Source organism: Rhodanobacter thiooxydans, from assembly GCF_021545845.1.
Classification (GTDB): domain Bacteria; phylum Pseudomonadota; class Gammaproteobacteria; order Xanthomonadales; family Rhodanobacteraceae; genus Rhodanobacter.
Window position 1 is genome coordinate 3,388,134 of sequence record NZ_CP088923.1, and the last position, 13,538, is coordinate 3,401,671.

The window sequence follows — 13,538 nt, forward strand, 5'->3', positions numbered from 1 at the left end:
ACGATCATGCAGACAGGGTGCCGAGGAGCCATGACATGAACGATCCCCGCATCCGCCGCCTCGTGATCGTCGGCGGCGGCACCGCCGGCTGGCTGGCGGCGGCGCTGCTGGCGCAGGCGCTCGGCCCGCAGGTGCAGATCCGGCTGGTCGAATCGGCCGAGATCGGCACCGTCGGCGTGGGTGAGGCCACCATTCCGCAGATCCGCCACATCAATCGCTTCCTCGACATCGACGAGGACGCGATGCTGCGCTTCGCCCACGGTACCTACAAGCTGGGCGTACAGCTCAACGGCTTCACCCGCCTGGGCGATTCCTACCTGCACGCGTTCGGCGACCTCGGCCTGCCGCTGGGGCTGACCCCATTCCACCATTACTGGCTGCGCGCCGTGCAGGAACGCGGCGGCACTGACACGCCGGACCTGTGGGCGTACTCGCTCAACGCCGCGGCCGCCGCCGAGAATCGCTTCGCGCCGCTGGAGAAAATTCCCGACAGCCCGCTCGGCGGCACCCGCTACGCCTACCACTTCGACGCCTCGCGCTACGCGCAATACCTGCGCGAACGCATCGCGCCCGGCGCCGTGCAGCGCACCGAGGGCAAGGTGGTGGACGTGCGCCTGCGCGAGGGTGACGGCTTCATCGAATCGCTGCAGCTGGACAGCGGCGAGCTCGTCGAGGGCGACTTCTTCATCGACTGCTCCGGCTTCCGCGGCCTGCTGATCGAGGGCGCGCTGAACACCGGCTACGAGAACTGGCAGCAGTGGCTGCCCTGCGACCGCGCGCTGGCGGTGGGCAGCGCGCCGGGCGGGCCGATGCGCCCGTACACCCAGGCCAGCGCGCGCACGGCCGGCTGGCAGTGGCGCATCCCGCTGCGCCACCGCACCGGCAACGGCCACGTGTACTGCAGCCGCTTCATCAGCGACGACGAGGCCGCCGCCCAGCTGCTGGCGAACCTGGAAACCGAGCCGCTGGGCGATCCGCGCCCGCTGCGCTTCGTCACCGGCATGCGCAAGCTGGCGTGGAACCGCAACTGCCTCGCGCTGGGCCTGGCCGCCGGCTTCATGGAGCCGCTGGAATCGACCAGCATCCACCTGGTGCAGTCCGGCGTCAGCCGCCTGCTGGCGATGTTCCCCGACCGCCGCTGCGACAGCGCACTGGTGGACGAATACAACCGCCAGACCCGCTTCGAGTACGAGCACGTGCGCGACTTCCTGATCCTGCACTACAAGGCCACCGAGCGCACCGATACGCCGTTCTGGCAGCAGTGTGGCGCGATGGAGATCCCGCCCTCGCTGGCGCGGCGGATCGAGCTGTTCCGCCGCACCGGCATGGTGTTCCGCGAAGGCGAGGAGCTGTTCGCCGAGACCGGCTGGGTGCAGGTGCTGCTGGGCCAGCGCATCGTGCCGCAGCGCCACCACCCGCTGGCCGACGCGCTGACCGACGCGCAGCTGGACGGCTTCCTCGCCGACATCCGCACCCTGATCGGCCGCGCGAAGAACACGCTGCCGCTGCACCACGAGTTCGTGGCCCGCGCCGGCTGCGCCACGGACGTTGCGCAGCGCACCGCGGTGGCCGCGCCATGATCCGCCGACTCGTGGCATCCATGCTGCTGGCCCTGTCCGCACTCGCGTCGGGCGGGTTCGCCCCGGCGCTAGCCGCCCCCGCCGCGCCGGTCGCGTCGGCCCCTTCCGGCGTGTGGTACGAGATCTTCGTGCGCAGCTGGTACGACACCAACGGCGACGGCATCGGCGACCTCAACGGCGTCACCGCCAAGCTCGACTACCTGCAGTCGCTCGGCGTCAGCGGCATCTGGCTGATGCCGATCAACCCCTCGCCCACCTATCACGGCTACGACATCACCAACTACTACGCGATCAACCCGCAGTACGGCAGCATGGCCGACTTCGAGCGCCTGCTGCGCGAGGCGCACAAGCGTGACATCAAGGTAATCATCGACCTGGTGATCAACCACACCAGCGACCAGCACCCGTGGTTCGTCGCCGCGCGCGATCCCACCGATCCGCATCACGACTGGTACAGCTGGGCCGGCCCGCACACCGACCTGCACGCCGAAGACGCCGCCGGCGCGCAGGCCTGGCATGCGCTCGGCAAGGCGTATTACCTGGGCGACTTCTCCCGCGAAATGCCCGACCTCGACTACGACACGCCGGCGGTGCGGCAGGAGATGGTCAAGCTCGGCCAGTACTGGCTGAAGAAGGGCGTGGACGGCTTCCGCCTCGATGCCGCGCAGCACATCTACTACGACTTCAAGGCGGACCTCCACAACCCGCTCACGCTGCAGAAGAACCTCGCCTGGTGGTCCGAATTCCGCCAGGGCCTAGATGTCGTCAACCCCGGCGCTTACGTGGTCGGCGAGGTGACCCGCGACTCCGCCGACGAGCTGGCGCCGTACTTCAAGCCGCTCGACGCGGTGTTCGACTTCCCGCTGGCGGTGCAGTTGATCGACAGCGCGCGCAGCGAACGCGCCGGCGATCTCGGCGCGCTGCTCGCGCATGCCGACGCCGCCTACCGCAAGGTCACCGGCAAGTCCGGCGTGGACGCGCCGTTCCTGTCCAACCACGACCAGGAGCGGGTGATGAGCCAGCTGGGCGACAACCCGCAGCACATGCGCATGGCCGCCGCGATGCTGCTCACCCTGCCCGGCCAGCCGTTCGTCTACTACGGCGAGGAGCTGGGCATGCGCGGCAGGAAACCCGACCCGGACCTGCGCGAGCCGATGCGCTGGAACCGCGTGCCGGACGCGCCGGGCGAAACCACCTGGAAAACCTTCACCATGCACGACGGCCCGGCGGTATCGGTCGAGGCGCAGCAGGTCGACGCGGATTCGCTGCTGCACTACTACACCACGCTGATCCACTGGCGCCGCGAACTTCCCGTGCTGCGCGACGGCGCGCTCCAGCCGTGGAACACCGGCAACCCACACGTCGCCGCCTGGCGGCTCGACGACGCGCACGGCCGTGCGCTGGTGGTGCACAACCTGTCCGGCCAGGCGCAGTCGCTGGCGCTGGACGGGCAGCCGTTCCGCAGCGTGCGGCTGCGCAGCGCACCTGGCACCAGTTTGCAGCACGAGCGCCTGGAGCTGCCGGCGTACACCACCGCGATCCTGCAGTGACCACGGAGTCCGATGCGATGAGCAAACCCGTTTCCCCACGCCGACACCGCCTCGCCTGGCTGTGCCTTGGCCTCGCCCTGGCCCCGCTCGGCGCCGGCATTGCCCAGGCGCTGCCGTCCCCCGCAACGACTTCACCGGCACCGCTCATGGACACGATCGTCAAGCACGGCATCAGCATCGACACCCGGGGCGGCCAGCTGGTCGTGCGCTTCGTCGCGCCCGGCATCGTGCACGTGCAGCGCCCGCACGCCGCCGCGACGCCCGCGCTGGTGCTCGACCCCGCCGCCAGCCTGCCCGCCTTCCATGCCCGGCGCAGCGACGACGACGACGCGAACGGGCCGATGCTCGCCAGCGAGCGCGGCTCGGTGCGCTGGGACCGGCAGCACCACCAGTTGCGGATCAGCGACGCGCAACAGCAGCCACTGCTGCAGATCGAGCTCGACCCCGCGCCACCGAGCACGCTGAGCCTGCGCCACGACCCGCGCGACGCGCTGTACGGCATCGGCGGCTACAACGCCACCGAGGATGCCTCGGCCGGCATGCTGCGCAGCGGCACGCAGGTGGCCATGTCCGGCGAGCAGGGCCACGCCGGCGCGCCATTCGTATGGAGCAGCGCCGGCTACGGCGTGCTGCTGGACAGCGACGGCGCCACCTTCACCCTGGCGCCGGGCGCCATCAGCGCCGTCGACGCGGCGCGCCGGCAGGCCGACTACTACATCCTGCTCGGCACGCCCGCGCAGATCTTCGCCGAACTGGCGCAGCTCAGCGGCCGCACCCCGCTGTTCCCGAAATGGGCGATGGGCTTCACCAACAGCCAGTGGGACATCGACCAGCAGGAACTGCTGCAGATCGTCGACACCTACCGCGCCAAGCACATTCCGATCGACAACATCACGCTGGACTTCGACTGGAAGGCGTGGGGTGAGGACGACTACGGCGAGTTCCGGTGGAACCCGATCAAGTTCCCCGACGGCCCCAACGGCGAATTGAAAAAGCAGATGGATGCCCGCGGCATTCGCCTGACCGGCATCATGAAACCGCGCATCCACCTCGACACGGTGGAGGGGCGCTACGCCAGCGCGCACGGTTTCTGGGTGCCCGACGAGAAGGTCAGCGACGATTACTTCTCGCACAAGCCGGTGAAGGACATCAACTTCGACCTGGCCGCCGCGCGCCGCTGGTTCGGCGAACTGGCGATCAAGTACGGCTACGACCACGGCATCGTCGGCTGGTGGAACGACGAGGCGGACACCGTCGGCAGCGACACCGAATTCCTGAACATGCAGCGCGCGCTGTACGACAGCCAGCGCGCCGTCTCCAACCAGCGCGTGTGGTCGATCAACCGCAACTTCTGGCTGGGTTCGCAGCGCTACGCCTACGGCCTGTGGTCGGGCGACATCGACACCGGCTTCGCCAGCATGGCCGCCCAGCGCGCGCGCATGCTCAGCGCGATCAACGTGGGCGCGATGCAGTGGGGCATGGACGGCGGCGGCTTCCGCAATGGCACGCCGACGCCGGAGAACTACGCGCGCTGGGTGCAGTTCGGCGCGTTCACGCCGATCTTCCGCGTGCACGGCGAGCTCGGCCAGAAGCGCCAGCCGTGGGTGTACGGCCCGGTCGCCGAGCAGGCCGCCACCGCAGCGATCCGTCTGCGCTACGCGCTGATCCCGTACATCTACAGCTACGAGCACGCGCGCCGCGCCGACGGCGTGGGCCTGGTGCGGCCGCTGCTGTTCGACTGGCCCAACGACCCGAACCTGCGCAACGACGTCGACAGCTGGCTGTTCGGCGACTGGCTGCTGGCCTCGCCGGTGGTTAAGCAGGGCCAGCGTGCGAAGGACATCTACCTGCCCACCGGGCGCTGGATCGACTGGTTCAGCGGCAAGCGCTACGACGGCGGCCGCCGCATCCGTCTGGCGATCGACAGCGAGCACTGGAGCGACATCCCGCTGTTCGTGCGCGAGGGCGCGATCATCCCCACTCGCGCCGATCCGGTGGACTACGTGGGCGAACGGCCGCTGACCCAGCTCGACGTCGACGTGTTCCCCGCCGCACAGCACAGCACGTTCGACTACTACGACGATGACGGCGTCAGCTACGACTACGGACACGACGCGTACTTCCTGCAGCCGCTGTCGGTGCAGCGCCGCGGCGACACGGTACAGCTGGAACTCGGCGCCGCCAGCGGCAGCTTCAAGCCGGCGCTGCGCTTCTACCTGCTGAAGGTCCACGGCGGCGCGGCCACCGGCGTCAGCGGCAAGCTGAAAGCCTTCGCCAGCCTGGACGCGCTGCAACAGGCCGACGGCGAAGGCTGGGCCAGCGGCCACGACCGCTACGGCGAGGTCACCTGGGTGCGCGTCGCCGCCGCGCGCGCCACGGCGCTCACCCTCGACCTGAAACCCTGACTGTAGGAGCGCACCCTGTGCGCGATGCTCTGATGTCGAACGGAGCCAAGAGCATCGCGCACAAGGTGCGCTCCTACAAGGAAACAGCCGTCTCATCCGAAAGCTTTTCGTTCCATCCACCTGCGGAGGGAAGTTCGATGGGCAATCAAGGCAAGGCACGGCACGGTTCCAGATCCACCCTGACATGCACGCTCGCCGCGGCGCTGGCGCTTTACGCATTACCGGCCATGCACGATCGTGCGCTGGCCGCCAGCAACGACAACAACGTCGAATGGAGCGGCCTGTTCCACGACCAGGGCCCGCTCTACGACAGCTATGCCGAACCGACCGCCACGCAGGCGGTCACGCTGACCTTGCGCACCTTCAAGGGCGACATCACCAGCGCCAACATCAAGTACTACGACAGCGCCGACGGCCTGTTCCACTGGGTAGCGATGAGCTGGTCGGCCAACGACGCCACCGGCAATTTCGACTTCTGGAAAGGCACCATCCCGGCCAGCGCCTCGAAAAAGTACTACCGCTTCCAGATCAACGACGGCACCGCGACGGCGTGGCTCAACGCGGCGGGCACCACTTCCGCCGAGCCGTCCTCCGGCGACTTCTTCATCCTGCCCGGCTTCACCACCCCGGCGTGGATGAAGAACGGCGTGATGTACCAGATCTTCCCGGACCGCTTCTACAACGGCAACACCGCCAACGACGTTGCCAACGGCCAGTACACCTACGCCGGCTGCGCCACCGAGAAGCACGCCTGGGGTTCGAGCGTTGTGTCCAACGTCGGCGGCTGCAACAGCGCCGTGTTCTTCGGCGGCGACCTGGCCGGCATCGACCAGAAGCTCGGCTACATCAAGAACACCGTCGGCGCCGACATCATCTACCTCAACCCGATCTTCCTCTCGCCGACCAACCACAAGTACGACACCGAGGACTACACCCAGGTCGACCCGGCGTTCGGCAGCAACACACTGCTGCAGACGCTGGCCGCCGACATCCACGGCACCGCCAACGGACCGAAGGGCTACCTGATCCTCGACGGCGTGTTCAACCACACCGGCGACACCCACGCCTGGTTCGACCGCTACCACTGGTGGACCACGAACGGCGCCTACGAGTCGCAGTCCAGCCCGTGGTACGGCTACTACACGTTCCAGACCTGGCCCAACACGTACTCCGCCTTCTTCGGCATCTCCAGCATGCCCAAGCTCGACTACGGCGCCAGCGGCTCGGCCGTGCGCAACGCGATCTACGGCAGCAGCACTTCCGTGGTGCAGACCTGGCTGAAGGCTCCTTACGCCATCGACGGCTGGCGCCTCGACGCGGCGCAGTACTTCGATGCGGGAGGCAACAACGGCAGCGACGCGACCAACCACCAGATCACGGCCGAGCTGCGCAACGCGGTGAAGTCGGTCAACCCCAACGCGGAGATCCTCGGCGAGTTCTGGGGCAATGCGAGCCCGTGGACCGCCGGCGGCGACCAGTGGGACAGCGCGATGAACTACGACGGCTTCATGCAGCCCGTCTCCGAGTGGATCACCGGCCAGGACTACAACGGCAACGTCGCCTCGATCCCGACCAGCCAGTTCGACAGCTGGCTGCACGGCACCCGCGCGAACTACCCGACCAACGTGCAGCAGACCATGAGCAACGCGCTCGGCAGCCACGACGTCACGCGCTTCGGCAACCGCGCCGGCGGCGACATCTGGAAGACCTACCTGGCACTGTTCTTCCAGATGACCTACGTGGGCACGCCGACGATCTACTACGGCGACGAGTACGGCATGCAGGGCGGCGCCGACCCGGACAATCGCCGCACCTTCGACTGGACCGTCGGCACCTCGACCAACAGCGCGGTGGCACTGACCAACAAACTGATCACGATCCGCAACACCTACCCCACGCTGCGCACCGGCTCGTTCATGACGCTGCTGACCGACGACACCAACAAGCTGTATGCCTTCGGCCGCTTCGACGCCACCAACCGCATCGCGGTGGCGCTCAACAACGATTCGGTGACGCATACGGTGACGGTGCCGGTGTGGCAGCTGAGCATGACCAACGGCAGCACGGTCACCGAGCTGATTTCCGGCACGCGTTACACCGTGCAGAACGGCCAGGTCAGCGTGGCGATGAACGGCCACTACGGGGCGATCCTGGCGCAGTGAATCCGGCCCATGGCGGCGGCGTGGCAGATTTGCCGCGCCGCCGCTGGACGCGGCCCTTCGCGTGTAGGAAACTGCGCCTCGATGTAAACGTTTACATCCTGACGGTTGCGGGCTTTGCCCGCTCCCCCGCCCCGCGCCATCCAGGCGTCGAACTGGAGATCCCGCCATGACTTTTTCCGCCTCGCTTCGCCACCTGGCCCTGGGCCTTTGTGCGACCGCCCTGCTGGTTACCGCTACGGCCAACGCGGCACCGCCCGCTACGGCCGCCGTCAAACTGAATGTCGACGCCAGCGCGCAAGGCACGCCGTTCCCGCATTTCTGGGAACACACGCTCGGCTCCGGCCGCGCCGCGCTGGCGCTGCGTGACGACTACCGCAAGGACTTGGACGCCGTGCACCAGGCCACCGGCGTCGGCTACATCCGCTTCCACGGCATCCTCGACCACGACGTGGGGCTGATCCAGCGCGACGCACAGGGCAAGATTTCCTACAACTTTTCCTACATCGACCAGATCTACGACGGCCTGCTCGAACGCGGCTTCAAGCCGTTCGTGGAACTGGGCTTCATGCCGCCGGAGCTGACTTCCGACCCCACCGCGCTGCACCCGTTCTGGTACCACCCGAACGTCGCGCCACCGAAGGACTATGCCGAGTGGGACGCGATGATCGGCGCGCTGGCGAAGCACATGGTCGAGCGCTACGGCATCGACGAGGTGGCCAGCTGGTACTTCGAGGTGTGGAACGAGCCGAACATCGGCTTCTGGACCGGCAAGCCGGCGCAGGAAAGCTATTTCAAACTGTATGACCACACCGTGCGCGCGCTGAAGGCGGTCAGCCCACGCCTGCGCGTGGGCGGCCCATCCTCCGCGCAGGCGGCGTGGACCACCGATTTCCTCGCCCACACGCACAAGAACAACGTACCGGTCGATTTCGTCAGCAGCCACGTCTACGGTGACGACACCGCCGGCAACGTGTTCCACAGCGACGAGAAGATCCCGCGCGCCGACATGGTCTGCCGCGCGGTGGACAAGGTGCACAAGGAAATCGCCGCCTCGCCCTACCCGCACATGCCGCTGATCTTCAGCGAGTACAACGCCAGCTACGCCAACCTGCCCAACGTCACCGACACCGTGTTCATGGGGCCGTGGCTGGCCAACACCATCCGCCAGTGCGCGGGCAAGGTCGAGACGATGAGCTACTGGTCGTTCTCCGACGTGTTCGAGGAACAGGGCATCGTGCGCAACCCGTTCTACGGCGGTTTCGGTCTGATCGCCGCCAACCGCATCGCCAAGCCCGCGTTCAACGCGTTCGCGATCCTGCACAAGCTGGGCGACCGGCAGCTGGCGACGAAGTCGGACTCCGCCCTGATCACCCGGCGCGACGACGGCACGCTGGTGATCGCGCTGTGGAACTACGCCCCCCCGGTCGGCGATACCGCCAGCTACACGCCGGGCAAACCCGTCGGTGCGCCGAAGCGCTTCGATGTTGTCGTGAAGCAGCTGCCCGCCGCGGCCCGCGCCACCGTCTGGCGCGTGGACGAAACCCATGGCAACGCCGTCGCCGCATTCGACCGCATGGGTCGCCCCGACTTCCCCAGCCGCGCGCAGATCACCGAGCTGCGTGAAGCCGGCAAGCTGGCGGCGCCAGAGTCGGTGGACGTGCGCAGTGGCAAGTTCACGATCGACGTGCCGGTGCAGGGACTGGTGGTGGTGGAGTTGCGCTGAGGCGCTTGCACACCACTCCGTAGGGCGGGCACCGCCCGCCGCCCCCGGCCTCGGCCAAAAGCTGGCGGGCGGTGCCCGCCCTACGGAACGGCGCTGGTGGTGTCGGGGTCGACACCCGCCCGTTCGCCCATGAATACGTATGCATGGGCTGGTTGCTGCAGTGCGACGCTATCTACCATGCGGTGACAACCACTGTGCCGGCGCGCCACCCGCGGGCCGCGCGCTGGCACGACACCACAGTTGCAGGAGGGGCCATGCCGACCGGGCACATCATCCAGCGCGGGCCGCACGCGGCACGCGCATGTTGAGCATCCTCGCGGCGGCCATGCTGGCCGCCTCCGCCTCTGCCACCGCGCCGGCCTGGCACGACGGGCTGGACTGGCACGGCGTGCACGTCGCCATCAGCCGCGATGCGCAGCAGAACTACACGCTGGCCTGGCCCTACGGCCAGCGCGTGATCGCGGCGCAGCCGCTGCGCACGGAAACCGCCAGCCTGCTGTTCGACGGCCTGTTCGCGATGGCGCAGGACGACCTCAAGCAGGATTCAGTCAGCGCGATCCGCGACGGCGCGTTCGACCACGGCCAACCCATTCCCTGCCAGTGCTTCGAGACCGGCCTGAAGTGGCCATACGTGTGGACGCGCGACCTGTCCTACGCGATCGACCTGGGCCTGTGGCGCTTCGACCCGACGCGCTCGCGCAACGGGCTGAAGTTCAAGCTGTCCGACGTGCGCGTCCCGTCCGCGCCGCAGGGCTTGTACGCGATGCAGGACACCGGCTCGGGCGGCAGCTGGCCGATCAGCACCGACCGCGTGGTGTGGTTTTTCGGCGCACGCCACCTGCTCGACGACCAGGCCTTTGCCAGCGACGTGTACAAGGCGCTGGGCGATACGCTGGCGCAGGATCGGCAGTACGCATTCGACGCCGCGTTCGGCCTGTACCGCGGCGAGACCTCCTTCCTCGACTGGCGCGAGCAAACCTATCCGGCATGGACCGCGGATGAAGTGACCTTCATCGCGCAGTCCTACGCGCTGTCCACCAACGTGCTGCACTACCAGGCGCTGCAGCTGGCCGCGAGCCTGGCCGACACCCACCACGACGCGAAAGCCGCCGCCGGCTACCGCACCCGCGCGGCGGCGCTGAAGGCGGCGATCAATGCGCACTTCTGGCGCGCCGACCGCGGCATGTACATGAGCTACATCGGCGGCGACGGCACGCCGTACGACAGCTACGACCTGCTCGGCATCGCGCTGGCGGTCGACAGCGGCGTGGCCGACGGCGAACGCGCCCGCCAGACGCTGGCGAACTATCCCGCGTGGCCGGCGGGCAGCCCGGTGATCTGGCCGGAGCGCAGCGACCAGCCGGTCTACCACAACCGCGCGATCTGGCCGTTCGTCAGCGCCTACGCGCTGCGCGCCGCGCGCAAGACGGAACAACCTGCACGCATCGCGCACGAGATCGAGTCGGTGCTGCGCGGCGCCGCGCTGTACGGCTCCAACATGGAGAACTACGAGCTGCTGACCCAGGGCCAGCACGTGGACGAAGGCAAGCTCAGCGGCCCGGTGGTGAATTCGCCGCGCCAGCTGTGGTCGGTGGCGGCGGCGCTGGCAGTGGTCACCGAAGGCGTGTTCGGCCTGAACGAGGACGGCAGCGTTGAGCCGAAGCTGCCGACCGCGCTGGTGCCAATGCTGTTCGGCCAGCGCCGCACGATCACGCTCGACCTGCGCAACCGGCAGATCACCCTGCAGTTGCCGGGGAAGGTCACCGGCAACCTGCTCGTCGCCGACCGCACCCGCACGCAGGGCACGGCGACCACGGTGACGCTGAAGGCGGTGCAGGTGCCCGACGCGCCGCTACGCACCGACGCACCGCTGTACGCGCCGATCACCCCTGCCGCGCCGCGGGTACACGCCGACGGCGGCGGCTGGCAGGTCAGCACGGACGGCAAGATGCGGCTCTATCTCAACGGCCGCGTGCACGGTGACATCGACAGCAGTACCCGCCTCGCTCCGCAGCCGGACCTGGCCTGCCTCAGCACCACGCGGGTGGATGTGTACGGGCTGGAGTCGCTGCACAGCCCCGACACCTGCGTGGGCGAAACGGCGAAGGTCAACGGCAGCTGGCCGCGCACGTGGACCGCACCGGCCAGCGGCCGCTACCGCGTCGCGCTCGACTACGCCAACGATCACGGCCCGATCAACACCGGCGTAACCGCCGCGGTGAAGATGCTAGATGTCCGCTGCGACGGCAGCGACCCGCAGCGCCTGCCGATCGTGATGCCGCACAGCGTGCGCGCACAGCAGTCCACCTGGGCCAGCTTCACCGCGAAGGCCGGCAGCACCTGCCGCTTCGCCCTCGACGACGGATTCAACATGAGCTACCTCGCACACTTCGCCCATTACACTGCCGACAATGGCAGCGGCGGCAACGGCGGCAGCAGCGGCCCGTTGAACCAGGCCGAGGTGCATGACCTGCTGATCGCCCCGCTCGCCGCCGGCCGGGGCGCCCCGTGAAGGACGGCAAGGTCTCACGCGCCAAACCCGAGCTGTCGTTCTGGCAGATCTGGAACATGTGCTTCGGCTTCCTCGGCATCCAGTTCGGCTTCGCGCTGCAGAACGCCAACGTCAGCCGGATCTTCCAGACGCTGGGCGCGAACGTGGACCAGATCCCGCTGCTGTGGATCGCCGCACCGTTCACCGGGCTGATCGTGCAGCCGCTCATCGGCTATTTCTCCGACCGCACCTGGAACCGCTTCGGCCGGCGCCGGCCGTACTTCTTCGCCGGCGCGGTGCTGGCCACGCTGGCGCTGCTGGCGATGCCGAACTCGCCCACGCTGTGGATCGCCGCGGGTCTGCTGTGGATCATGGATGCCTCGTTCAATGTGTCGATGGAGCCGTTCCGCGCCTTCGTCGGCGACCAGCTGCCGCCGAGGCAGCGCCCGCTGGGCTACGCGATGCAGAGTGTTTTCATCGGCGTGGGCGCAGTGGTCGCCTCGTTCCTACCCTACGTGCTCACCCACTTCGGCGTAGCCAACACGGCGCCGGCCGGCGAAGTGCCGCACTCGGTGAAGTACGCCTTCTACGCCGGCGCGTTCGTGCTGCTGGCGGCGATGCTGTGGACCATCCTCAGCACCCGCGAGTACCCGCCGGAGCAGCTGGAGTCGTTCTCCGACAACCGCATCGAGGAGGCGCCCGGCAGCGTGGCCGGCGCGTGGAAGATCGGCGCGCTGCTGCTGCTGCTGGGGCTGGTGCTGCTGGGCCTGATCCGGCGTTTCGCGCTGGAGCAGGAGCTGTACCTGCTGGCCGGCGGCCTGGCCGGTTTCGGCGCGCTGTTCGTGTGGCTCAGCCGCACCCGCAGCGACGGCCCGCTGCGCCACATCATGGGCGACCTGCACGGCATGCCGCTGCCGATGCGCCGGCTGAACTGGGTGCAGTTCTTCTCGTGGTTCGCGATGTTCGCCATGTGGATCAACACCACCTCGGCGGTGTCGCAGACGTTCTACGGCTCCAGCGACACCACCTCGGTCGCCTACAACGAGGGCGCCAACTGGGCCGGCGTGCTGATGGGCACCTACAACGGCGTGGGCGTGTTGGCGGCGATCCTGATTCCGCTGCTGGTGCGCGCCTGCGGGCTGCGCTGGAGCCACCTGATCAATCTGTGGCTGGGCGGGCTGGGCCTGCTGTCGTTCCTGGTCATCCGCGACCCACACTGGCTGATCGTCTCGATGGTGGGCGTGGGCTTCGCCTGGGCCTCGATCCTCTCACTACCCTACGCGATGCTGTCGGACAACCTGCCCGCGGCGAAGATGGGCGTGTACATGGGCATCTTCAATTTCTTCATCGTGATCCCGCAGCTGCTCGCCGCCAGCGTGCTGGGCGTGCTGCTGAAACTGTTCTTCCACAGCCAGCCGATCTGGGCGCTGGGCCTGGGCGGCGTAAGCCTGCTGGTCGCCGGCCTGTGCACGCTGCGCGTACCCGAACCCACCGCCCCCTCATCACCGTAGGAGCCCGCTCGCGGGCACTGCTTTTGCTTTTGCGAATCCCGAATCCCGGCTTTCAACAGACGAACGTCTGGTCATCCCTGCTCCAAGAGCATCGCCCGCGGGCGGGCTCCTACCTT

At 68.2% G+C, this 13,538-nt stretch carries 7 protein-coding genes; all 7 read left to right on the forward strand.

Annotated features, from left to right (window positions below; translation table 11 throughout):
- Positions 1-35 precede the first annotated feature (35 nt).
- The 7 genes from LRK53_RS15490 (at position 36) to LRK53_RS15520 (ending at position 13,422) form a co-directional block, all read left to right on the forward strand.
- A complete protein-coding gene (locus LRK53_RS15490; RefSeq protein ID WP_037089588.1) occupies positions 36-1,580 on the forward strand; it encodes a tryptophan halogenase family protein in 1,545 nt (514 codons plus the stop codon).
- Positions 1,577-3,130, forward strand: a complete 1,554-nt coding sequence (locus LRK53_RS15495) for an alpha-amylase family glycosyl hydrolase (protein WP_027492573.1) — start codon at positions 1,577-1,579, stop codon at positions 3,128-3,130. Before LRK53_RS15490 ends, LRK53_RS15495 begins: the two co-directional genes overlap by 4 nt.
- Positions 3,131-3,147: 17 nt before the next feature.
- Positions 3,148-5,535 carry a glycoside hydrolase family 31 protein gene (locus LRK53_RS15500; protein ID WP_235642377.1) on the forward strand — a complete coding sequence of 796 codons (2,388 nt, stop codon included), beginning with the start codon at positions 3,148-3,150 and terminating at the stop codon, positions 5,533-5,535.
- Positions 5,536-5,672: 137 nt separating this feature from the next.
- Positions 5,673-7,697 (forward strand): glycoside hydrolase family 13 protein, encoded by a 2,025-nt coding sequence (locus LRK53_RS15505; protein ID WP_027492575.1) that lies wholly within the window; start codon positions 5,673-5,675, stop codon positions 7,695-7,697.
- A gap of 166 nt (positions 7,698-7,863) precedes the next feature.
- Positions 7,864-9,420 carry a GH39 family glycosyl hydrolase gene (locus tag LRK53_RS15510; protein ID WP_027492576.1) on the forward strand — a complete coding sequence of 519 codons (1,557 nt, stop codon included), beginning with the start codon at positions 7,864-7,866 and terminating at the stop codon, positions 9,418-9,420.
- Positions 9,421-9,721: 301 nt separating this feature from the next.
- Positions 9,722-11,932, forward strand: coding sequence for an alpha-L-rhamnosidase-related protein (locus LRK53_RS15515; protein WP_235642379.1), 2,211 nt, complete (start codon positions 9,722-9,724; stop codon positions 11,930-11,932).
- Entirely contained in the window at positions 11,929-13,422 is a 1,494-nt protein-coding gene (locus LRK53_RS15520; protein WP_027492577.1) for an MFS transporter, read from the forward strand. Before LRK53_RS15515 ends, LRK53_RS15520 begins: the two co-directional genes overlap by 4 nt.
- The last annotated feature ends 116 nt before the right edge of the window (positions 13,423-13,538 follow it).

What these genes read in the sequence shown, in the direction of transcription:
- LRK53_RS15495 (WP_027492573.1), top strand. Translation starts at nt 1,577, where the DNA reads ATGATCCGCCGACTCGTGGCATCCATGCTGCTGGCCCTGTCCGCACTC.
- LRK53_RS15510 (WP_027492576.1), top strand. Translation starts at nt 7,864, where the DNA reads ATGACTTTTTCCGCCTCGCTTCGCCACCTGGCCCTGGGCCTTTGTGCG.
- LRK53_RS15490 (WP_037089588.1), top strand. Translation starts at nt 36, where the DNA reads ATGAACGATCCCCGCATCCGCCGCCTCGTGATCGTCGGCGGCGGCACC.
- LRK53_RS15515 (WP_235642379.1), top strand. Translation starts at nt 9,722, where the DNA reads ATGTTGAGCATCCTCGCGGCGGCCATGCTGGCCGCCTCCGCCTCTGCC.
- LRK53_RS15500 (WP_235642377.1), top strand. Translation starts at nt 3,148, where the DNA reads ATGAGCAAACCCGTTTCCCCACGCCGACACCGCCTCGCCTGGCTGTGC.
- LRK53_RS15505 (WP_027492575.1), top strand. Translation starts at nt 5,673, where the DNA reads ATGGGCAATCAAGGCAAGGCACGGCACGGTTCCAGATCCACCCTGACA.